A 19,870-nucleotide genomic window follows, 5' to 3' on the forward strand; every position below is an offset into this window, starting at 1 on the left:
TCAGGAAATCAGGAAGAGGACTTTACGGGCTTGTAGAACGGTTTCTTCACCACCTTCGCGGGGGTGAGGCGGCCACGGATGTCGATGTTGAGGAGAGTGCCGGGCTTGGAGTGTTCCACAGGCAGATAAGCCATGCCGATGCCGGTCATCAAGCTGGGTGAGAGGGCACCGCTCGCCAGCTCGCCGATGACGGTGCCATTCTCCGTCGTGACCGGGTAATGGGCGCGTGGCGGAGCGCCTTTTTCCAGATAGCGGATGCCGACCAGCTTGTGCGCCGGGCCCGCCTCCTTCTGAGCGGCGAGGATGTCCCGGCCGGTGAAGTCTTTCGTCAGATCCACGAAGAACCCCAGGCCTGCCTCGATCGGCGTGCGGGTGGGGGAAAGGTCGTTGCCGTTCAGTGGATAGCCCATCTCCAGCCGCAGCGTGTCCCGCGAGCCGAGGCCGCATGGCACCACCCCGGCGGCGATGAACTTGTCCCACCATTCGCCCGCTTCCGCGGCAGGGCAGAAAAATTCGAAGCCATCCTCGCCGGTATAGCCCGTCCGGCAGATGACCAGGTTGCCCTCCGTGCGGTGGATGCCATTGCGGGCGGGCAGCGGTTCGCCCGGAAGCACCTTCGCGTAGATCTCTTGGGAGAGGGGGCCTTGGATCGCAAGTCCGGCCCAGAAGCCGCTTTCGTTGCGGATGGCGGCATCTTCCGGTTGGAAGCGGATGAACCATTCGTAGTCCTCGTCGATCATCGAGGCGTTCACCACCAGGAAAAAGTCGTTCTCCCCAGTGCGGTAGACGATGAGGTCGTCGATCACGCCGCCACGCTCGTTCAGCATGAGGGTGTATTGCCCCTGGCCGATCTCCAGCGCGCCGATGTTGTTCGTCAGCATTTTCTGGAGCCAGGTGGCGGCACCCGGGCCGCCGACGATGAACTGGCCCATGTGGGAAATGTCGAAAATACCGGCCTTTTCCCGCACGGCGGCGTGCTCGCTGAGGATGGAAGTGTATTGCACGGGCATGTACCACCCGCCGAATGGGACCATGCGGGCGCCGAGGGCTTCATGGTTGGCTTCCAGCGGCGTGCGTTTCAGGTCTTCCTCGTTCACGCACGGAAGGATGGTTAGGAGCGGAGGGCTTGTCAATCGGGCGGGAGGGTGGATGATCCCCTGCGATGCGATTTCTCGATCAGATGGAGCGGAAAATGGGCTGGTTGGCGTTTCCGGGGTTGTTCCGTTTTTACGCCATGTTCCACGCGCTGGTGTTCGGGTTGCAATTTTTCCGGGGTGATATCGGTGCCTTGTTGGAGTTCGACCGGGGAAAGATCCTTTCCGGGGAAGTCTGGCGCGTGGTCACGTTCCTTTTCTCCTCATCCAAGGTTTCCGCATTCGGGCCTCTGGCAGGCGCGTTGCTGCTCTACTTCATGGTGAGGATCGCTTTCATGATCAGTGACGCCCTGGAGGGCGCCTGGGGTGTGTTCCGCACGACGCTGTATTTCATGGCCGGATGGCTGTTCCTGCTGCTGGGGAACTTCGTCTCTCCGGTGGCCTTTTCCGGTAGTGGATTCCTTCTCTACGGAACCGCCTTCCTGGCCTTCGCCACCTTGTTCCCGAAGGTGGAATTCCTGATGTTTTTCATCCTGCCGATGCAGGTGAGATTTCTGGCGATCCTCCAAGCGGTGCTTCTGGTCCTCACCTTGCTGGCGGACTACCGGTTGTTCCCGCTGTTCCTGCTGGGCCATCTGAACTACATCCTATGGGCTGGCATCCCCGCACTGCGGGGGCAGGCCAAGGTCATGCAGTCCGTCCAACGTCGCCGGTCGTTCAACGAAAAGAAACTTCCGAAGGAAGAAGCCTTCCATACCTGTGCCACCTGCGGGCGCACGGAGATTTCAGATCCCCGGCTGGAGTTCCGGATCGGAACCGACGGTGAGGAATATTGCAGCGACCACCTGCCGGAATGACCGGCAGGTTCAGAGAACCTCTTTGACGAATTTGTCCCGCTCGAAGATGGCGAATGCGTCCGGTTCCTCACCGGTGCCGAGGAAGCGTGGCGGGATATCGAGCTGGTCGTAAATCGTGATGGCGATGCCGCCCTTGCCGGAGCCGTCCAGCTTCGTGACGATCAGGCCGTCGAGCGGGGACGCCTTGTGGAACTCCTTAGCCTGCTGCATGGCGTTCGAACCGGTGGTCGCATCGACCACCAGCAGGGTCAGGTGCGGCGCGGTTTCGTCCTGTTTGGCGATGGTACGGCGGATCTTCGTCAGCTCCTCCATCAGGTTGTGGCGGGTGTGGAGCCGTCCGGCGGTATCGCAGATGAGGAAGTCCGCCTTCTCCGCGATGGCTTTCTGGTGGGCGTGGAAACAGACGGATGAGGGATCCGCGTTCGGGTTGCCCTTGATGACCGGAATGTGCAGCCGGTCGCCCCAGCGCTGGAGCTGCTCCACGGCGGCGGCCCGGAAGGTATCCGCGGCGGCCATCACCACGGAGTGACCGCGTTTCGTCAGCCAGTGGCCCAGCTTGGCGGAGGACGTGGTCTTACCGGTGCCGTTCACTCCGACGACGAGAATGACGAAGGGTTTCCCGTCCGGGCGCGGCGCCGGTGGCGCGACGTCCTGCGGCAGGCGGTCCGCCAGGTGGCGGCGGGTCACCTCGATCACATCCTCCGCGGAAATCTTCCGCCCCAGATCCTTCAGGTCGTCGATGATGAAGGTGGTCAGGTGGATGCCGAGATCGGAAGCGATGAGATCCGCCTCAAGGTCATCCCAGTCGATCTCGGCGCGATTGGTGATCTTGCCGAGGAGTGATTTGAAAAAGCCAGCCATGCGGGGGATGGGATAAACAACGGATCAGCAAAGGGGGAGGAACTTTATAGTTCCTTTACGCGGAGGTTCCTCCAACGGACATTGGTCGCCTTACCAGAGTGGACCTGCAGGCCGAAGAAGCCTTCCGGGGTGAATTCCGGAGCCTCGTCCTTGTAGTCCACCCGGAGTTCGCCGTTGAGCCAGATCTGGAGATGGTTGCCTTCCGCGAGCACGCGGATGCTGTTCCAGTCATCCCACTTGAAAAGCTTCTGCCCCTGTTCGGTGAAAGCTTTCTGGGCGGCCTTTGCCTCCGGGGTATCGTTCTTGCCGTCGCCCTTGCGGTAGGGGAACAGCCAGCCGCGGCGGGCTTCATCGAAGAGGCCGGCGGTCCAGGAGCGGGTCTTGCCGTTGTCATGCTCGCACTGGTAGCCGTAGACCCTTCCGTTTTCGCCCGGTTTCTGCAGCCCGCGGATCATGATCCCGGAGTTGCCGGCGATGCTGTCGAACTTCATGTCAAAGCGGAGGTCGAAGTTCTTGTAGGTTTTTTCCGTGATGAGGAAGGTGTTCGCTTTCACGTTCTCACCGGTGCCGATGATCTGGTCGCCCTCCACCTTGTATTCGCCCGTTCCGCCGACGATTTTCCAGCCGGTCAGATCCTTGCCGTTGGTCAACGGGGTGAATCCTTCTTCCGCTGCGGTGAGAGGCAGAACGAGGCAGGCGAGGAGCAGGAGTTTCTTCAGCATGGCGGAGGGGAGTTAGGAACGGGTTGCGGGATTTGCAAGTGCGGAAATGGCGGCTGCCAGTGCGGTCACAGCGGCAGGAGGGTGGCTGGCGGAAATGCTGACCCGCAGCCGGGCCGTCCCGCGCGGGACGGTGGGAAAGCGGATCGCAGGGACGAGAAAGCCGGAGGATTCCAAGGAAGCGGCGGCGTCCAGCGTCTCATGGTTTCCCCCGAAAATGTGGGGGATCACCGGGGATGGGTGGTCTTTCAGGAACCGGATGTTTGAGAACAGCCGTTCCCGCAGCGCGGCACCTTCCGGGGAATCGATCAACTCCAGTGACGCCGTTGCTGCATGTGCCACGGCGGGAGGGGGGGCGGTGGAGAAGATGAAGGAGCGGGCGCGGTTGATGAACAGATCGATCCACGCCCGCGACGCCGCGACGTATCCGCCGGAAAGCCCGACCGCCTTGCTGAGCGTGCCCATCTGGAAGGCAATCCGCTCCTGGAGGTCCAACTCGTCCGCCAGTCCCATCCCATGATTGCCCAGCACGCCGATGGCATGGGCTTCGTCCAGGAAAAGGAGCGCGCCGTGGGCCTCTGTGAGATCGACGATTTCACGCAGCGGACACAGATCCCCGTCCATGCTGAAGACGGACTCCGTGACCACCAGGATGGTGGCATGCGGGGATTTGGCGCGGATGGAGGAGAGCAGCCGTGAGAGCTTTCCCATGTCGTTGTGGGGGAACACCCGCAGGGTGGCCCCGGACAGCCGTGAGGCATCGACAAGGGAGGCGTGGGAAAGCTTGTCGAGGATGATGAAATCATCTTTACCGGCGATGACCGGGATGGTCCCGAGCGCGGTCGCATAGCCGGAGGAAAAGGTCAGCGCCGCCTCCGTCCGTTTTTTCTCCGCCAGGGTTTCCTCCAACAACAGATGCGGGGGCTGGGTGCCGCAGACCAACCTGGATGCGGTCGAGCCTGCGCCGAATCTGCCAATGCCCTCACAAAAGGTGTCTTTGATCCGTTCGTGCCCTGAGAGTCCAAGATAATCGTTGGAGGCGAAGTTCCACAACTCCCGCCCGCTTCTGTTCACGGATGCTCCGGCTGCCGAATCCAGCGGGCGCAGGCCGCGGAGGAGTCCATCGGCCTCAAGCTCGCGGAGGACATCTTCGGGCTGGAGCATGGGGGCGGGCCTCGGATGATGCCACCTCAGGACTGTGGGCGCTCCAGGGACCAGCGGAGGAGTTTGCTCGAGTCCGACCAGATGTTGGGCGTGTTCGACTTCAGCACCACGGCGATGACCGAGCGGCCATTGAGCGAGCCGGATGAAATCAGGCAGCGCCCGGAGGCGTTCGTGGTCCCGGTTTTCATGCCATCGCAGTAGGGCAGGGTCTTGAGAACCTTGTTGGTGTTCTCAAGCAGGCGGGTGCGGCCGTCATTGAAACGGAACGTGAACGCCTTAGTCGCGGCGAAGGAGCGGATGATGGGGCTGCGGTAGGCGACGCTGGCGGCGATGGCCATGTCCCGGGCGGTGGAGAACTGGTCCGGCTCGGTGAGGCCGTGCGGGTTCTTGAAATGGGAGTTGCGCATGCCCAGGGCGGCGCACTTCCGGTTCATCATCGCGGCGAAAGCCTCCTGGCTGCCTCCCACGTCGCGGGCGAGCGCACGGCCGACGTCATTGGCGCTCTTCACCATCAGGACCTTCAACAGCTCCCGGCGGGTGTAGGTTTCGCCAGCTTTGAGCCCCAGTTTGGTGGGTTCGCACGCACCATCGGAGGCGGAAATGGTCACCACCTTGTCGAGATTCCCCGCGTCCAGGACGCAGAGGGCGGTGATGATCTTCTGGGTGCTGGCCACCGCCCGGCGCTGGTCGGCGTTTTTCGCGTAGAGGACACGACCGCTTTCCACATCCACCACGATCGCGCTTTCACCGACGACCGGTGGTGGAGGGGTGAGGGGGATGGCTCCCACCCGGACAGGGGCGGGGGAAGGAGCGGCGGCGGCGTTTTCGCGGGCTGCCGTTCCGGCCAGTTCCCGGTGTTTCAGGGGCGGAGGAGGATTGCCTCCGCAGGAAGTGACGAAGGCCGCGAAGCAGGCCAGCGCGGAAAATCGGACGCAGAGCGAACGTGACATGCCGGGATGATCCCCATCAGGGCCGTGCCTTCAAGCCGCGAATACCGCCGGATGGCGGTTATTCAAGAGGCGGCAGGAGCGTGCCGTCCAGTTCTCCGGCATTGACCGGGCCGGTTGGCTCCTTGAAATCGACCGGTCCGCTGAAGAATCCCCAGAAGCTGCGTTTCTTGCGGTTGTCGAAGGCGAGAGCCTGTTCTTCGCCGGTCGGCATGTCCTTCAGGTCCTTTTCCCGGACTTCGACGACCTGGACCTTTGGTTTGGTCAGGCGGCCCCAGGAAGCATCCGCGAGGGCGGTGACACCGTTTGATGTCTTTTCCTTGGCGGCCTTGACGACTTTCATCGTACCGCAAGAGGTGAGCGTGATTGGCAGGATCACCGCTCCGAGGATCGCCGGGGACATGGCTTTCATAGAGGGGTGTGACCATACCACATGCCTCCATGCTGTCCACCCCTGCGTTTTGTAACCGAACCGGCACAAAATGCCCCTTCACCGGGGTAAGAGGACGAGGAAATTCCGCACCGGGCGGTTCCACGGCGGGCGGAAGCTGGCAGGGCCTCCTGGAACTGCGGAGGAGATCCAGAGATCGGTGGAGCGTCCGCCGTCGAGGTTGAGCGCTATCCGGACCGGCCAGGAAGCAGGGGAGCCACCACGCAGCGCTGCGCCCAGCTCTGCGAGAGTGCATGACGAACTCCTGCCGATCCACCAGCGGCTGCCGCCATCCCAGGCGATGAGCATCCGCACGGCGGGTTTCGCCCCGTCCAGTCCGGAGACCACGCCGCCATTTTCCACCAGCAGAGGTCCGGCCTGCAGAAGTTCCCTCCGGCCAGCCGTGGCCTCACCCTTTCTCCGGGTCAGGCTCATGACGCCGGAGGAATCTTCCTGAAAAAGGCCGCTGCCGAGCGAGGAACGGTTCCACGATCCGGCGGGTGTACCTGCGGAGACGAGCTTCCCGAGCGGGCTACCTTCCGGGGTGAAGAATCCCGCATTGAAAGCGGCCAGTCCGCTCCGGGATGCGGCGGCAGCTTTCGCATCGGGAAAGCGGCTTCCGGGGTCGGAAGGTTGGTCCACCACTGCGAGCCGGTGGGTCCGGCTGTCGAAGGCCACGCCTTCAAAGCTGATCCCGGAGAGGTTGGTGCGGGCCACCTTGAGCGGCTGCCCCGGGGAATGGATCGGCTCCGGGGCGGGTGAGTTGACTGTTTCGTCCGCCTTGGCTGGAACCCGGATGATTCCGGTGGGTGCGGAGGACGGTGGTCCGGCGGAAGGGAGGGGGGGAGCCTGGGTGCAGGCAACCGGGATCAGACAAAGGCAAAGGACTCCGAGGGCCGCGGCGCGCATGGGGCGAAGGTGCATCCCCGTTGGGGTTTTGCAACCGTCCGCTTCATTCGGGCCGGACGCCGATGCCCAGCAGGGTCTGGAACTTCGGGGCCACCATTTCCCGGTCCGCCACGACCGTCTCAATGCGGCTGAAGCCTGCCTTTTCCATCATGGAGGCGAGATCGCTTTCGGCGAAGCCCAGCCAGCGGTCCGCATACAGCTCCCGCGCCTCCTCGAAGTTGTGCTGGAGCAGATCCAGGATGATGAGCCGCCCGCCGGGTTTCAGGATGCGGAACGCGGCGTTCACCGCCGTCTGCGGGTGCTCCGCGTGGTGGAGGGCCTGGCTGAGGATGGCGAGGTCGAGGGCGCCGTCATCGATGGGCGGATTTTCGATGTCACCCACGCGGAACTCCAGGTTGGAGAGGCCGTGCTGGACCGCCAGTTGCTGGCCGAACTCAACCATCTTCGGCGACAGGTCCACGGCGATGACTTTCTCCGCCCTCTGCGCGAGGAGCTGGGAGAGCGTGCCTTCGCCCGCTCCGAGGTCGGCCACCACCTTGTAGTTGAGGATCTTGATGAACGCCTCCGCCAGCGCCTTCCATGAGCGGCCGGGGACGTAATCTTTCCCGAAGCGTCCTGCCAGTTCATCGAAATAGGCACGGGACTTGTCCTTCCGCTTCCGCAGCAGGTGGCGGAGGGCGGACTGATCCGCGGAAACCTCGGGGATCTCAGAGGCGGCCACCCGCGCCACCTTCATCAGGTCCTCCCCGGCGGTGCAGGAGTAAATGTTGTTTTTCCCGCTGCGTTCGTCGCTTACCAGACCGCCGGTTTTCATTTGCGAAAGCTGGGTGGAAATCCGGCTCTGTCCCATGCCCAGCAGTTCCTGGAGTTCCGCCACGGAGAGAGCCTCCTGTTCCAACAGCATCAGAATCCGCAACCGGGTGGGATCGGCCAGGAGCTTCAAGGATTTCAGCGTTGACGGCATGGGATGAGGTATATATCAACGAATCACGATTTGACGATACGAAAATCGATCCAAGAAATACCGAACCGAATGAGCACCTATATCTTTTCCTCGGAATCCGTCGGCGAAGGCCATCCAGACAAAGTCGCGGACACCATCTCGGACGCCATCCTCGACGCCTGCCTCGCGGTGGACCCGAAGAGCCGCGTCGCTTGCGAGACCTTCGTGAAGAGCAATGTCGTCGTCGTGGGTGGTGAGATCACCATCCCCAAGATCGGCCAGAAGCCCATCGGCTCCGTCATCAACGTGGAGAAGATCATCCGCGACGCCGTGCGCGGGATCGGTTACGTCAACGGTGACGACGTGTTCCACGCCGACCAGCTTTTCATCAACAACTACCTGACCACCCAGTCCCCGGACATCGCCCAGGGCGTGGACGCGAAGAAGGCGGAAGGCAAGAAGCACGCGGAGCAGGGTGCCGGTGACCAGGGCATCATGTTCGGCTACGCCAGCGCGGAAACCCCGGAGCTGATGCCCGCCCCCATCATGTATGCCCACCGCCTGGGCCGCGAGCTGACCCGCATCCGCAAGACCGGCAAGGTGAAGTGGCTGCGCCCGGACGCAAAGAGCCAGGTCTCCGTCGAGTATGTCGATGGCAAGCCGACCCGCATCGTCAACGTCGTCATTTCCACCCAGCACGCGGAAGGCACCAGCCACGCGGAGATCGAGAAGTTCTGCATCGAGCAGATCATCAAGAAGGTCCTGCCGAAGGGCATGCTGACCAAGGACACCGAGTATCTCATCAACCCGACCGGCAAGTTCGTCGTCGGTGGTCCCCAGGGTGACTCCGGCCTCACCGGCCGCAAGATCATCGTGGACACCTACGGTGGCATGGGCCGCCACGGTGGTGGTGCCTTCTCCGGCAAGGACCCTTCCAAGGTGGACCGCTCCGCCGCCTACATGGGCCGCTGGGTCGCCAAAAACGTCGTGGCCGCCGGCCTTGCGACGAAGTGCGAGGTCCAGTTCGCCTACGCCATCGGCCACCCGCTGCCGGTGAGCATCCACATCGACACCTTCGGCACGGGCACCGTGTCCGATGAGAAGATCCTGGCCGGTGTGAAGAAGGTGTTCTCCTTCAAGCCCGCCGACATCGTGAAGCAGCTCAAGCTGCTCCGCCCGATCTACTCGAAGTCCACCAACTACGGCCACTTCGGCAAGGACGACGCCGACCTCACCTGGGAGAAGACCGACAAGGTCGCCGCTCTCAAGAAGGCGGTCGGGTGAAGAGGTTTGCGAGGTTCGGGCCTCCGGTTTTCTGCCGGGACCCGGACCCCATCCATGTCTTTCTGAAAACTGAACACTGAAAACTGATAACTTTAATATGAGCTTCACCGACTACAAGGTCGCCGACATCTCCCTCGCCGCCTTCGGCCGCAAGGAAATCGAAATCGCCGAGCACGAAATGCCGGGCCTGATGGCCACCCGCGCCAAGTACGGCCCTGAGAAGCCGCTGCAAGGCGTGCGCGTCATGGGCTCCCTCCACATGACCATCCAGACCGCCGTCCTCATCGAGACGCTGGTGGAGTTGGGTGCCGACGTGCGCTGGGTTTCCTGCAACATCTTCTCCACCCAGGACCACGCCGCCGCGGCCATCGCCGCTGCCGAGATCCCGGTCTACGCCTGGAAGGGCGAGACCCTGGAGGAATACTGGTGGTGCACTTGGGAAGCCCTCCAGTTCCCGGGCGGACTCGGACCGCAGCTCATCGTCGATGACGGTGGCGACGCGACCCTCCTCATCCACAAGGGCTACGAGCTGGAGAACGGCTCCGACTGGGTCAACACCCCGTCCGGCTCCCATGAGGAATCCGTCATCAAGGACCTGCTCAAGAAGATCCACGCCGAGCAACCGGGCATCTTCGCGACGATCGTGAAGGATTGGAAGGGTGTCTCCGAAGAGACCACCACCGGCGTCCACCGCCTCTATCAGATGGCGAAGGCGGGCACCCTGCTCGTTCCTGCCATCAACGTGAACGACTCCGTCACCAAGTCCAAGTTCGACAACCTCTACGGTTGCCGTGAGTCCCTCGTGGACGGCATCAAGCGTGCCACCGACGTGATGATCTCCGGCAAGGTCGGCGTGGTCTGCGGCTACGGCGACGTCGGCAAGGGCTGCGCCCAGGCCCTCCGCGGCCAGGGTGCCCAGGTCGTCGTGACCGAAGTGGACCCGATCTGCGCCCTGCAGGCTGCCATGGAAGGCTTCCGCGTCCTGACCGTCGAGGACACCCTCGGCTGGGGCGACATCTACGTCACCACCACCGGCAACTTCGACATCATCCGCCTGGAGCACATGGAGAAGATGAAGGACCAGGCCATCGTCTGTAACATCGGCCACTTCGACAACGAGATCCAGATCGACAAGCTCAACGCTGCTCCTGGCGTGGTCCGCAACAACATCAAGCCGCAGGTGGACAAGTACACCTTCCCGACGGGCAACAGCATCTACATGCTGGCCGAAGGCCGCTTGGTGAACCTCGGCTGCGCCACCGGCCACCCGAGCTTCGTGATGTCCAACAGCTTCACCAACCAGACGCTCGCCCAGATCGACCTCTGGAAGAACAAGGACAGCTACAAGGCCGGCGAGGTGAAGGTGCTTTCCAAGCACCTCGACGAGGAAGTCGCCCGTCTCCACCTGGAGAAGGTCGGCGCCAAGCTGACCAAGCTGACCCAGGCCCAGGCCGACTACATCAGCGTGCCGGTGGAAGGCCCCTACAAGGCGGACCACTACCGCTATTGAGAGCTGTCATGCTTTGACAAAACCGGCCGGGATGCATGTCCCGGCCGGTTTTTCCGTTGGTGGGGAGGAGGATGAGAGAAGGGCGGCGTCCGGTGGGTAGATAACCGCGATGAGGATGATGTTTCTGCTAGGTTTGGTCATGGCGGCGGGTTTGCTCACGTGCCCGGCAAAGGTTCCGGTGATCTTCGACACCGACATGGGGCCGGACTATGACGACGTGGGCGCGTTGGCGGTTCTGAACCGTCTGGCGGACCTCGGGGAGGCGGAGATCCTCGCCGCCGGAGCATCCAACCACCTGCCGAACGCGGTGAGGCTCATCGGTCTCATCAACCGTTCTTACAAGCGCGAGGGCATCCCCATCGGCGCGTTGAAGGGAAAGGGACCGGGGATCGATACCTGGCACAAGGGTGAGAAGTGGACCGAGGTGCTGCCGCAGCGTTACCCGATCGATCTGCCGCTGTCCGCGGAGGCGCCGGATGCGGTGGCGATCTATCGCAAGGCGCTCGCTGCGGCGGAGGACGGGTCCGTCGTGATGGTCAGCGTCGGATTTTTCCCGAACCTCCGGAACCTGCTGCGTTCACCGGCGGATGCCGCAAGCCCGCTGGACGGAAAGGAGCTGGTTAGGAAGAAGGTGAAGCGTCTCGTCTCGATGGCCGGGAAATTTCCCTCCGGAAAGGAGACGAACATCATCGTCGATCCGGAGAGCGCGCGTGAGGTTTTCGAGGACTGGCCGGTGGAGATCCTGATCGCCGGATATGAGGTGGGCCGCCACGTGAGGACGGGAGACCGGATGATCCGCATGGAGATCAAGGGGAACCCGGTCGTGGATGCCTATGCGATGTCCATCCCCCAGGACAAGGAGGAGATGGGAAAGACCAGCCGCTACGAGGTGGGTGGGAGGGCGAGCTATGACCAGACGGCGGTGCTGGCCGCGGTCCGCCCGGGTGACAGGTATTTTTCCACGGAACGGGGGAACCTGAAGGTGGACCCGGATGGCACCAACCATTGGGAGGTTTCAGCGGAAGGGCGCCACACCCGTCTGGTGGAGAAGATGCCCGCCGTGGAGCTGGCAGCGGAGATCGAGGATCTGATGATGCCGGTCGTGGAGTGACGCCGTTCAATCCGTGGACTGCGGGGCAGTGCGCTGGAGGGTCAGCAGGACGCTGTCGATGAGATCGAGCGCGGAAGTGAAGGAATCATCGACGTAATACAGCCCCCACTTTTCCTTTCCGTCCTTATCGTCTTCCTCACGCTTGGGATAGCCGCGCAGTTCGAGCAGTTGGAAGGTGCGGGGGAGGCTGTTGTCGATCTCGACGGAATAGACCAGCGACGCCTGGTCGTCTCCGGGTTGGTTGACCTCCAGCACCAGGCTGTAGGGCGTGGAGTCCTTCGTTGAGTTGGGCAGGATGTAGTCGGCGGGATCGAACGATCCGTTCGGAGTGGGGGAGGAGACGGCATCGACCTCGCCCAGCTCCTCCGCCTCGCGCCGGGCCTTTTCCCACCCCGCATGTTTGAAGGACCAATAAGGTGTCTCTTCCTTGGAGACGGGAGCGAGCAGCGTCTTGATGTGATAGCCGCCCTGGTTTTCCAGCCAGATGGCCACTTGCGGCGGGCTGTCCGCCTTGTAGGTGGGACCCGGTTTCACATTGAGCCGCATCTTGTAGGCGGGTGACGGGCTGTAGTCGAAGGCCATCCCTTCGGCGTCCATTTCGAACCGCTCCATGGCGGGACCGAGGTTCCCGCTCAGGCCCAGCACCGCCCTGACGGGGGCCGGCTGCCACCAGAAAAGAACGGTGAGGATGGAGGTGACGGCGAGGGTTCCCCACAGGGCCTTGCTCCGCAGGTAACTGCCGAGCGGGCGGCTGTTGTTCGCGATGTGGAGGACGATCAGACCGATGAAGACGAAGCCCATCAGCGAATGCAGGCCGATGATGCCGATGGAGAACGGCTGGATGAAGGCGACGATCCCCGTCACCGCGAGGACCAGGAAGGTCAGTGCGGTGAGCAGGGATACCGTCCGGCGCGGGAGCGTGCCGAGCTTCGGTTGCTGCCTCTTAGACATCCCCCGGGATAATGGCGCCGTGGGTGCGGAGCAAGTCGTGGATCTCCTTGAGCGGAACCTCCATCGGAGTGGTCCCCTTTTTCGCGGCCAGCGCGGCGGTGGCACCGGCGGCCTGCGCCATGCCCATGCAGGAAGCCTGCACCCGCAGACCGGAGTTCGCGAGGCGGTCGCTGCTCACGCAACGTCCGGCGACCATGATGTTGCGGCTGCCCTTGGGAATCAGGGCGCGCAGCGGGACGGTGGGCACCGTGCCAGGCTTCAGTGGTTCCGGCTTCACGCCGTTCTTGGTGTGCAGATCGACCGGATAGAAGGCGTTGCTGACGGCGTCGTCGAACTTCCTGCCGGAGCGGTAGTCATTCACGGTGATGACTGTTTCGCCCTCGATGCGGTAGCTTTCGCGGAAGCCGGTCTCGGACTGCATGTGCATCAGCCGCTTGCCGGTATCCTTCCGCACCTTGGCGAGGATGGACTTGCGTCCGGTGAGGTTCGCTTCCGTCACGGTGCGGGAGTTGGTGGAGTCCGCGCCGTGGACGTAGAGCTGGTGGGTCTGCTTCCGGCCCGGCTCATTGGGTGCGCCCAGCATGAACAGATAGGATCCCGGCTGGCGCTCCTCCTCGCGCTGGCGGGGAAATCCGGCCAGTCCCACCACCTCGGCTCCGCCGGTGCAGTCCACGATCTGTTTGCACGTCACTTTCCGCCGGGTGCCGAATCCCGCACAGGCCACCTCCCAGCCACCGTCCGTCTTGGTCACCGTCTGTGGGGATTCGTAGTAGGCGATCTTCACGCCCGCCTGTTCGCACTTCTCCTCCGCGAGGATGGCGTAGAGGAACTGGTTGATCTGGATCTGGTTCTGCCAGTGGCGCTGCGGCACCTTGGCGAAATCCGGGAAGGTGCCCTGGTCGAGTTCCACGCTTTCCTTCACCAGTTCCCAGCCGATACCCGCGATGATCTGCTTGCCCCAGGCATCGAACAGTCCGGGAAAGGCGACGCCGCCGGTGGTCATGGTCCCGCCTAGCTGGCTGTGACGCTCCACCAGCAGGACGCTGGCACCCGCGCGTGCTGCCTGGATGGCGGCGATGACTCCGCCCGTGCCGCCGCCGACGACCAGCACGTCGACATCATCGGTCACATCGGCCGCGGCGGCATTGGCGACCTCCGCGGCGCGGACCTCGGTGGTGGAGGCGATGGCGAAACCAAGGCCGGTGGCGCCAAGAAGGGTGTTCTGGATGAACGCTCTGCGATTGTTTTTCATAAATGGGTTCAATGGGTGGATGGGATGTTTCCGGGAATACGGACGAGGCTTTCCTGAGGTGTCATCACTTTCAGTTCACGGAGTCCGGGGAAATGCCGCAGCTGTTCGGATGAATCCGGGCCGAGCACGCAGGCCGCGGTGGAAAGGGCATCGCTGAGCTTCGCCTCGTCCGCGATCACCATGGCGGCGACGCGCTGCTTCAGGCCCAGGCCGGTAGGGGGAGACAGGATGTGGGAATAACGGATGCCGTCGATCTCCACCGATTGGTAAAGATCTCCGGAGGTGGAGACGGCGGCGTTGGAAAGGACGACGATGTCATCGGGACGCGCGGGGTCGAAGGTCTGCACGGCCACCCGCCAGCCGTCGCGCTCAGGCGGCGCGTCACCCAGCCGGATTTCCCCTCCTGCGGCGATCATCGCCCTGCGGATGCCGTGTTCCGCCAGGGACTCCAGCATCAGGTCGGCGGCGTAGCCCTTGGCCACCGCGCCGAGGTCGAAAGCCATGTTCTCCCGGTGCAGGGTGATGGTCTGCGATTCCGGATCGAGCGTGAAGTTCCGCCATCCCGTGCGCTCGCGGGCGGATCGGAGCTTTTCCGCATCCGGCAGGCGGCGCTGGTCCCGTGTCTCCCTCCAGAGCCGGGTGAGGGGCCCCAGCGTCGGGTCGAAGGCTCCGCCAGTCGCCTCGGCCATGCGGCGGGAATGCTCGAGCAACCCGTAGAGCAACGGAGAGAGTGGGATGGGTTTGGCGACGGGCATTGAGGAAAGCATCGAAAGCTCGCTTTCCGGCAGGTAGTCGGAAGCGGTGGCGTTGAGTTCCTCCGCGACCCGGAAAGCGGCGTTGGCCACCTTGGTCGCTGTCTCCCTGTCGTCCGCATGACAGACCACCATGAAGCGGGTGCCCATGAGCGGCCGCTCGAAACGGAACTTCTCCGCGGAGGCCGGCAAGGCGGCAAGCAGCGGGGGCAGCACCAGCAACAGGAAGCGGAAGGACATGGGGTTTCGCTCAGATTATCCGGGTGGACGGGAAAGACAGGATTTTTCTCCGGGGAATTTCACCCCTGGCGGGCGCGGCGGAACAGCAGCAGGCCGCCAATGGAGGACAGCAGGGTGAGTCCCGGCTCCGGGATGGCGGTGACGGAGAAGCTTTCCATGCCGACCTCGATCCGCTGGTAGTTGGTAAGCATGATGTGGTCGATGCTCGCTGTTGATGGAATGGTCCCGGTGCGGGAAAGGATCTGGCCGCTGTCACTGGTGCCGATCAGCGCCAGGGTCCACGCGTTGGTCACCGTGGTATCCAGGATGATGGAGAGGTTCCACGTGCCGGGGGTGGTGTGGTTGAGGTGGCTGGCTCCGCCGGTCCCCGCACCCGTCCAGGTAAGGAAGTTGTATTTGTTTCCCGAGTCATTGAAGTCGCTCGTGCGCAGACCGATGGTGCCGTAGGTGGTGTGGTTGGCGGTAGCCTGGAAGTCAGCGCCGAGGCTTGGGGAGCCAGTCCCGCCAAAGTCGAGCAGGCTCATGGTGAAGCGTGCGGTGTTCGAGGTCATGGCGGTTGCCGTGACATCGAGGGAGATCGTGTAGATGAAACCGTTGACGGGAGAAAATGGCACGTAGGCAGCGGCTGAGGTGGCGGCGTTCGTGGTGGAGCCGTCAGCGAGGAAGCGGGTGTCGCTGGCGAGCCAGGTGGTTCCCGCGGACCCTCCGTGCAGGCCACTGGCGGTGTCGAGGGAAACACCATTCAGTGTGTTCGCCGAACTTCCACCGAAGCTGTGCTGGTAAATCACGGCTGCGGAGGCGGTCGGAAGGGCGAGGAATGCGCAGAGGGACAGGGTGGGCAGTAGGGATTTCATGGGGCTTTTCGGGAGTGTCGGCGGAAGGGGCCTTCAACGGGGTACTGTCGCGGGTGGAAATTTCAGCACATGAAAGTTGGGGGATGGGGCGGATTTCCTGAATTTCCTCGGGAGAAAAAATTTCCGGTGCTGAACATCGGGGGTGGAAACAGTACACTCATGGAGGTGATACTTTCCGAAGCAACCGATGGAACCGAATGACGAGCCCCAGTTGATCCGCGCCGCGCAGAAGCGGGACCTGGGTGCGTTCGCGATCCTGGTGCAGCGGCATCACGCGGATGTGCGGGCCTGCCTCGCCGTGAGGCTACGGAACTCCCATGATGCGGAGGATCTGGCGCAGGAGGTCTTCATGACCGCATTCCGGCGGATCGGGGATTGTGACCCGGACCGTCCGATCAAGCCATGGTTCCGCGGCATTGCCATGAAACTGCTGGCGAATTTCCGGCGGAAAAACCGGCCGGAGCTGGTCGGCTCCCATGAAGAGCTGCAGGCGTTGCTGGATGCCGGGCTGGAAGCGAGATTCGGCAACGATGACCGGGACGGACCTGCCTTGGAGGCGTTGGTGCGGTGCTTGGAGCGGCTGGAGAATCCCGCCCGGAACCTGCTGCGGGCCCGCTATGAGGAAGGGGAGTCTCTGGAGGAACTGTCCGGCAGGCTGGGGAGGAAACCATCGGCGGTTTCCATGCAGTTGCACCGTCTGCGCATGGTTCTGGGGGACTGTGTGAGGGGTAAACTCGGAGTTTTGGACCATCCATCGGAATCGGTATGAGTACGGACTGGAATCATCTGGTGGCGGGATTGCTGGAAGGAACGCTCACCGCGAAGGAGCGGGAGGCGCTGCTGGCGATGTGCCAGGAGTCGGAAGAGGTCCTGGAGGCGACGGTGAACATGGTGGGGATGGACCGCCTGCTGGCCCCGGCGATGACGGACCCGACGGGGGAGCTGACAGCGCGGGAGGTTATGATGCGGCTGGGTGCCGGGAAAGGGATGGGCGACAACGGTTGGCGGGTGATCGACCGGGTGGGGCAGGTGCTGGGCAGGGAGCAGCGCGGCCGGTGGCTGGCTTGGGCGGCCATGATCCTGCTGTCCCTTGTCGGGGCGTGGTGGGGGAAAGGCTTGCTGGAACCGGTGGCGATGCTCGCGCGTTCCGAGTCCCTGGTATGGGAGAAAGGAAGCGGCATCCATGAAGGGCGGGTCAAACGTGGAGATCGTCTGAGGGCGTTGGCGGGTCTGCTGGAACTGCGCCTGAGCAACGGTGCGAAGGTGATCCTGGAAGGCCCGTTCGACGTGGAGATGAAAGGGCGGATGGACATGAAGCTCAACGTCGGCAGGCTGGCGGTGAAATGCCCGCCTTCCGCACGCGGTTTCACCGTCGAAACCCACGAGGGAAAGGTCGTGGACCTGGGGACGGAGTTCGGGATGCGGGCGTCCGGCGACGGCACCACGGAGGTGCATGTCCTGACGGGAATGGTCACGATGAACCCGGCGAACCGCGGCAAGATCTCCCTGTTCGAGGGGGACGCGCTGAGGGTGGAAAGAGGCAGTACCAGCCTGGGGAGCGCGGATGCGAGTGCTTTCATCACAAGGATTCCGGCCCAGTCGGAACGGGAGGGCGGTTACGTCCACTGGAGCTTCGACGAAGGCGCGGGTGAAGCCGGGGCGGACTCTGGCCGCTATCTGGCGATGGGGAGCGACGCGGCGATGAAGCTGCGGAGCGATGTTTCCAATGCCTTCGGCTTTGGAATCGGCACACCGCCGGCGTGGATCGATGGAGTGAAGGGAAAAGCGCTGTCCTTCGATGGCGTGGGATCTTTCGCGGAATCCGGCTATCCCGGGATCGAAGGGGCGCTGCCCCGCACGGTGGCGATGTGGATCCGGCTGCCGGAGGGGGATCTTTCGGCCGGACAGGGGATCCTTTCGTGGGGCAGTGCGACGGAATACGGGGTGTGGCAGATCGCCGTGGATTGGTCGAAGCATGGAACGAAGGGCAAGCTGCGGATCGGGACCTACGGCGGCAGGGTGGTCGGAACCACGGATCTGTGTGACGGAAAATGGCATCACATCGCGGTGGTGCTGGGACCGGGGAGCAGGCCGGAAGTTCCGGGAAACGTCCTTTTTTACGTGGATGGGAATCTGGAACCCATTTCACAACGCGAGGACTTCCGGGTGGAAACCAACGTGCGGAACGCGGAGAGCGGCGTCATTCTGGGCAGGCATAGTGTTCCCGTGCCGGGACTGAGGAATTTCTACCATGGAGCGATGGACGAGGTGTTCATCTTCGACCGGGCGCTGGTGCAGAAGGAAATCCAGCACCTGATGAAGCATCACGAGGCTCCGTAGCGGGCATCAGGATTCCAGCCACTCCAGGTTCTCCGCGAGATCTCCCTCCCGGGCATATTCGAAATGGATGATCCGGCGGCGCCGCGGAGTCACCGCCCGTTTTGACGAATGGAGGATCAGAGGGGACATCAGCAGGATGTCTCCCGACTGGCATTCACAGATGACGGGATGCCGGACATACGTGGCGACCTCATACGCGGGGATGCGGCCGTGCAGGTGGCTGCCGGGGACCACGGCCAGTGCACCATTGTCCGCAGGCGTGTCATCCAGATGGATACGGATGGTCACCATGTTCCGTAGCAGGGCAACGGGAGGTTGGACATGGGGTGCGCCGTCCTTGACGGACCATGGACCGTAGCCGGGAACATTCTCCTGCCTGCGGAGGGCGATGGTGAGATCCTGGTGCCAGGCCACCGGCCAGTTTTCCTCCGGTGTCTTGTCGAAAAGAATGCTCCGGGCGAGCACGGGATCACCCGGCAGCAGCACACGCAGCCTTTCTTCCAGGGCGAGGTCCCTGAAAAGACCGGAGTGCGACCGGAGATGCCGCACACACGCGGAACCCGCGGCGGCGGCGACACGGTCGGCCTCCTCCCGGAACCGCGCGACCTCCTCTTCCGTGAACACGGAGCGGATGATCCGGTAGCCTTCCTTCTCGAGATCCATGGATGGAGAAAGAATGAGAGGTGGTTTGTTCCCGGCTCAATCCTTATCTGCAGCGGAGCGGTAGCGTGCCGGAGGCAGTCCCGTCCGCTTGCGGAAGCAGCGGATGAAGTAATTGGTATCCGGAATCCCGCAGGCCCGCGCGACGTCGCCGATGTTCATCCTGGGATCGGCCAGCATTTCCGCCGCGTGGCGCAGGCGGATGTCCAGGAGGTATTGGTTGAAGCTGCAGCCGCTGAAGCGAGTGAACAGGCGGGAAAGGTGGTTCGGGTGGAGGTTCAGGAAGGCGGCCACTTCCGGACGTCCGATGGGTTGGGAGAAGTTTTCCTGTATGAATCGGCAAGCGGACTGCCAGGTGAACCATGCCTTGCGGGAGGAGGGGACGGGCTGCGCCGACTCCACCATTTCCCGGGACTTGACGAGCAGCAGTTGCAGCAGCTTCCGCAGGTAGGGATCCTCCGGCGGCCGGGGGGAGGGGCGGGTCAGCGCGCGGAAGAACTGGCCGGTTTCCTCATCCAGCAAGGCGGTGGAGTGGTGGGCCAGCAGGAAGCGGTGCTGTCCCGGGTTTTTCCGCGCCAGCAGGAAGCGCGTCATCTCCGGGGTGAAGACAATGCCGAGAGCGAGATACTGAGACCGGGGATGCGGCTCCATGAGGCAGCCGGGTGCCGCCGCGATGGCCTCTCCCCGGGCGAGGGTGATCACACGGGTGCCTCCATCCCCGGAGACATCGTAGCGGGCTGTTCCGGAGAGACAGAGGCTGAAGCGCGGGTAGGGAAGGATCCCATGGCTGCCGGTCGGTGCCCCGGGTTCGTTCGCCAAGTGGACTCCACGGGGGAGATCCCGATCCAGCATACGGTCGATCAAGCTGGAGAAGCGGGGAGTGGGGTCTGTGCTTCGCATGTTCCTTTTGTGCTATGAATGTTTCATGTTTCCGCTCCCTATCAAAGATAAATGCCATACTGTCAGGGTTTCATCCTGTCATCAGGTGTCAA

Annotated in this window: 20 protein-coding genes; 6 read left to right on the plus strand and 14 right to left on the minus strand. The window is 63.1% G+C overall.

The features are described from left to right. Positions 1 to 8: 8 nt before the first annotated feature. Positions 9 to 1,097 (minus strand): glycine cleavage system aminomethyltransferase GcvT, encoded by a 1,089-nt coding sequence (gene gcvT / locus OVA24_RS10480; RefSeq protein ID WP_267675194.1) that lies wholly within the window; start codon positions 1,095 to 1,097, stop codon positions 9 to 11. A gap of 65 nt (positions 1,098 to 1,162) precedes the next feature. Between gcvT and OVA24_RS10485 the strand changes: the two genes are divergently transcribed. Next, positions 1,163 to 1,951: a hypothetical protein gene (locus OVA24_RS10485; protein WP_267675195.1), complete on the plus strand. Its 789-nt coding sequence runs from the start codon at positions 1,163 to 1,165 to the stop codon at positions 1,949 to 1,951. A gap of 9 nt (positions 1,952 to 1,960) precedes the next feature. Here OVA24_RS10485 and ftsY read toward each other — a convergent pair whose 3' ends face one another. The 7 genes from ftsY to OVA24_RS10520 all read right to left on the minus strand — a co-directional run bounded on the left by ftsY (position 1,961) and on the right by OVA24_RS10520 (position 7,945). After that, the gene (gene ftsY, locus OVA24_RS10490) at positions 1,961 to 2,812 is read right to left on the minus strand and encodes a signal recognition particle-docking protein FtsY (RefSeq protein WP_267675196.1); all 852 of its coding nucleotides are present in this window, start codon (positions 2,810 to 2,812) and stop codon (positions 1,961 to 1,963) included. Between the two features lie 44 nt (positions 2,813 to 2,856). After that, on the minus strand, positions 2,857 to 3,534 hold the full coding sequence (locus OVA24_RS10495) for a 3-keto-disaccharide hydrolase (RefSeq protein WP_267675197.1): 678 nt from the start codon (positions 3,532 to 3,534) through the stop codon (positions 2,857 to 2,859). A 12-nt stretch (positions 3,535 to 3,546) separates the two neighbouring features. Further along, positions 3,547 to 4,695, minus strand: a complete 1,149-nt coding sequence (locus tag OVA24_RS10500; protein WP_267675198.1) for an aminotransferase class I/II-fold pyridoxal phosphate-dependent enzyme — start codon at positions 4,693 to 4,695, stop codon at positions 3,547 to 3,549. Positions 4,696 to 4,721: 26 nt separating this feature from the next. Continuing rightward, a complete protein-coding gene (locus OVA24_RS10505; RefSeq protein ID WP_267675199.1) occupies positions 4,722 to 5,645 on the minus strand; it encodes a D-alanyl-D-alanine carboxypeptidase family protein in 924 nt (307 codons plus the stop codon). A gap of 58 nt (positions 5,646 to 5,703) precedes the next feature. After that, entirely contained in the window at positions 5,704 to 6,045 is a 342-nt protein-coding gene (locus OVA24_RS10510; protein ID WP_267675200.1) for a hypothetical protein, read from the minus strand. Positions 6,046 to 6,132: 87 nt separating this feature from the next. After that, positions 6,133 to 6,996 (minus strand): phosphodiester glycosidase family protein, encoded by an 864-nt coding sequence (locus OVA24_RS10515; protein WP_267675201.1) that lies wholly within the window; start codon positions 6,994 to 6,996, stop codon positions 6,133 to 6,135. Positions 6,997 to 7,024: 28 nt separating this feature from the next. Further along, entirely contained in the window at positions 7,025 to 7,945 is a 921-nt protein-coding gene (locus OVA24_RS10520; protein ID WP_267675202.1) for an ArsR/SmtB family transcription factor, read from the minus strand. 69 nt (positions 7,946 to 8,014) lie between these two features. Here OVA24_RS10520 and metK point away from each other — a divergent pair, with 69 nt between their 5' ends. The 3 genes from metK to OVA24_RS10535 all read left to right on the plus strand — a co-directional run bounded on the left by metK (position 8,015) and on the right by OVA24_RS10535 (position 11,829). Then, complete coding sequence (gene metK / locus OVA24_RS10525; RefSeq protein ID WP_267675203.1) at positions 8,015 to 9,208, plus strand: methionine adenosyltransferase; 1,194 nt, start codon at positions 8,015 to 8,017, stop codon at positions 9,206 to 9,208. 97 nt (positions 9,209 to 9,305) lie between these two features. After that, positions 9,306 to 10,718: an adenosylhomocysteinase gene (ahcY, locus tag OVA24_RS10530; protein WP_267675204.1), complete on the plus strand. Its 1,413-nt coding sequence runs from the start codon at positions 9,306 to 9,308 to the stop codon at positions 10,716 to 10,718. Positions 10,719 to 10,833: 115 nt separating this feature from the next. Beyond that, positions 10,834 to 11,829, plus strand: coding sequence for a nucleoside hydrolase (locus OVA24_RS10535; RefSeq protein ID WP_267675205.1), 996 nt, complete (start codon positions 10,834 to 10,836; stop codon positions 11,827 to 11,829). Between the two features lie 6 nt (positions 11,830 to 11,835). Here OVA24_RS10535 and OVA24_RS10540 read toward each other — a convergent pair whose 3' ends face one another. From OVA24_RS10540 to OVA24_RS10555, 4 genes are read right to left on the minus strand one after another with little or no spacing between them, the layout of a single operon-like run. Then, entirely contained in the window at positions 11,836 to 12,780 is a 945-nt protein-coding gene (locus OVA24_RS10540) for a hypothetical protein (RefSeq protein WP_267675206.1), read from the minus strand. After that, positions 12,773 to 14,032, minus strand: coding sequence for an FAD-dependent oxidoreductase (locus tag OVA24_RS10545; protein WP_267675207.1), 1,260 nt, complete (start codon positions 14,030 to 14,032; stop codon positions 12,773 to 12,775). The genes OVA24_RS10540 and OVA24_RS10545 overlap by 8 nt, the downstream gene beginning before the upstream one ends. An 8-nt stretch (positions 14,033 to 14,040) precedes the next feature. Beyond that, on the minus strand, positions 14,041 to 15,024 hold the full coding sequence (locus tag OVA24_RS10550) for an FAD:protein FMN transferase (RefSeq protein WP_267675208.1): 984 nt from the start codon (positions 15,022 to 15,024) through the stop codon (positions 14,041 to 14,043). 59 nt (positions 15,025 to 15,083) lie between these two features. Beyond that, complete coding sequence (locus OVA24_RS10555) at positions 15,084 to 15,878, minus strand: hypothetical protein (protein ID WP_267675209.1); 795 nt, start codon at positions 15,876 to 15,878, stop codon at positions 15,084 to 15,086. A 187-nt stretch (positions 15,879 to 16,065) separates the two neighbouring features. Between OVA24_RS10555 and OVA24_RS10560 the strand changes: the two genes are divergently transcribed. Together OVA24_RS10560 and OVA24_RS10565 are read left to right on the plus strand one after the other, a co-directional pair. Continuing rightward, positions 16,066 to 16,647 carry a sigma-70 family RNA polymerase sigma factor gene (locus tag OVA24_RS10560; RefSeq protein WP_267675210.1) on the plus strand — a complete coding sequence of 194 codons (582 nt, stop codon included), beginning with the start codon at positions 16,066 to 16,068 and terminating at the stop codon, positions 16,645 to 16,647. Next, positions 16,644 to 18,218: a LamG-like jellyroll fold domain-containing protein gene (locus OVA24_RS10565; RefSeq protein ID WP_267675211.1), complete on the plus strand. Its 1,575-nt coding sequence runs from the start codon at positions 16,644 to 16,646 to the stop codon at positions 18,216 to 18,218. The genes OVA24_RS10560 and OVA24_RS10565 overlap by 4 nt, the downstream gene beginning before the upstream one ends. 6 nt (positions 18,219 to 18,224) lie before the next feature. Here the strand turns inward: OVA24_RS10565 and OVA24_RS10570 are convergent, their stop codons facing one another. Further along, positions 18,225 to 18,881, minus strand: a complete 657-nt coding sequence (locus tag OVA24_RS10570) for a phytanoyl-CoA dioxygenase family protein (RefSeq protein ID WP_267675212.1) — start codon at positions 18,879 to 18,881, stop codon at positions 18,225 to 18,227. Positions 18,882 to 18,917: 36 nt separating this feature from the next. Beyond that, entirely contained in the window at positions 18,918 to 19,778 is an 861-nt protein-coding gene (locus tag OVA24_RS10575; protein ID WP_267675213.1) for an AraC family transcriptional regulator, read from the minus strand. Positions 19,779 to 19,870: the final 92 nt, after the last annotated feature.

The organism is Luteolibacter sp. SL250 (genome assembly GCF_026625605.1).
Lineage (GTDB): Bacteria > Verrucomicrobiota > Verrucomicrobiia > Verrucomicrobiales > Akkermansiaceae > Luteolibacter.

What these genes read in the sequence shown, in the direction of transcription:
- OVA24_RS10560 (WP_267675210.1), top strand. Translation starts at nt 16,066, where the DNA reads ATGGAACCGAATGACGAGCCCCAGTTGATCCGCGCCGCGCAGAAGCGG.
- OVA24_RS10515 (WP_267675201.1), bottom strand. Translation starts at nt 6,996, where the DNA reads ATGCACCTTCGCCCCATGCGCGCCGCGGCCCTCGGAGTCCTTTGCCTT.
- OVA24_RS10495 (WP_267675197.1), bottom strand. Translation starts at nt 3,534, where the DNA reads ATGCTGAAGAAACTCCTGCTCCTCGCCTGCCTCGTTCTGCCTCTCACC.
- OVA24_RS10520 (WP_267675202.1), bottom strand. Translation starts at nt 7,945, where the DNA reads ATGCCGTCAACGCTGAAATCCTTGAAGCTCCTGGCCGATCCCACCCGG.
- OVA24_RS10550 (WP_267675208.1), bottom strand. Translation starts at nt 15,024, where the DNA reads ATGTCCTTCCGCTTCCTGTTGCTGGTGCTGCCCCCGCTGCTTGCCGCC.
- OVA24_RS10540 (WP_267675206.1), bottom strand. Translation starts at nt 12,780, where the DNA reads ATGTCTAAGAGGCAGCAACCGAAGCTCGGCACGCTCCCGCGCCGGACG.
- metK (WP_267675203.1), top strand. Translation starts at nt 8,015, where the DNA reads ATGAGCACCTATATCTTTTCCTCGGAATCCGTCGGCGAAGGCCATCCA.
- OVA24_RS10575 (WP_267675213.1), bottom strand. Translation starts at nt 19,778, where the DNA reads ATGCGAAGCACAGACCCCACTCCCCGCTTCTCCAGCTTGATCGACCGT.
- ftsY (WP_267675196.1), bottom strand. Translation starts at nt 2,812, where the DNA reads ATGGCTGGCTTTTTCAAATCACTCCTCGGCAAGATCACCAATCGCGCC.
- OVA24_RS10535 (WP_267675205.1), top strand. Translation starts at nt 10,834, where the DNA reads ATGATGTTTCTGCTAGGTTTGGTCATGGCGGCGGGTTTGCTCACGTGC.
- OVA24_RS10505 (WP_267675199.1), bottom strand. Translation starts at nt 5,645, where the DNA reads ATGTCACGTTCGCTCTGCGTCCGATTTTCCGCGCTGGCCTGCTTCGCG.
- OVA24_RS10555 (WP_267675209.1), bottom strand. Translation starts at nt 15,878, where the DNA reads ATGAAATCCCTACTGCCCACCCTGTCCCTCTGCGCATTCCTCGCCCTT.
- ahcY (WP_267675204.1), top strand. Translation starts at nt 9,306, where the DNA reads ATGAGCTTCACCGACTACAAGGTCGCCGACATCTCCCTCGCCGCCTTC.
- OVA24_RS10510 (WP_267675200.1), bottom strand. Translation starts at nt 6,045, where the DNA reads ATGTCCCCGGCGATCCTCGGAGCGGTGATCCTGCCAATCACGCTCACC.
- OVA24_RS10565 (WP_267675211.1), top strand. Translation starts at nt 16,644, where the DNA reads ATGAGTACGGACTGGAATCATCTGGTGGCGGGATTGCTGGAAGGAACG.
- OVA24_RS10545 (WP_267675207.1), bottom strand. Translation starts at nt 14,032, where the DNA reads ATGAAAAACAATCGCAGAGCGTTCATCCAGAACACCCTTCTTGGCGCC.
- OVA24_RS10500 (WP_267675198.1), bottom strand. Translation starts at nt 4,695, where the DNA reads ATGCTCCAGCCCGAAGATGTCCTCCGCGAGCTTGAGGCCGATGGACTC.
- OVA24_RS10570 (WP_267675212.1), bottom strand. Translation starts at nt 18,881, where the DNA reads ATGGATCTCGAGAAGGAAGGCTACCGGATCATCCGCTCCGTGTTCACG.
- OVA24_RS10485 (WP_267675195.1), top strand. Translation starts at nt 1,163, where the DNA reads ATGCGATTTCTCGATCAGATGGAGCGGAAAATGGGCTGGTTGGCGTTT.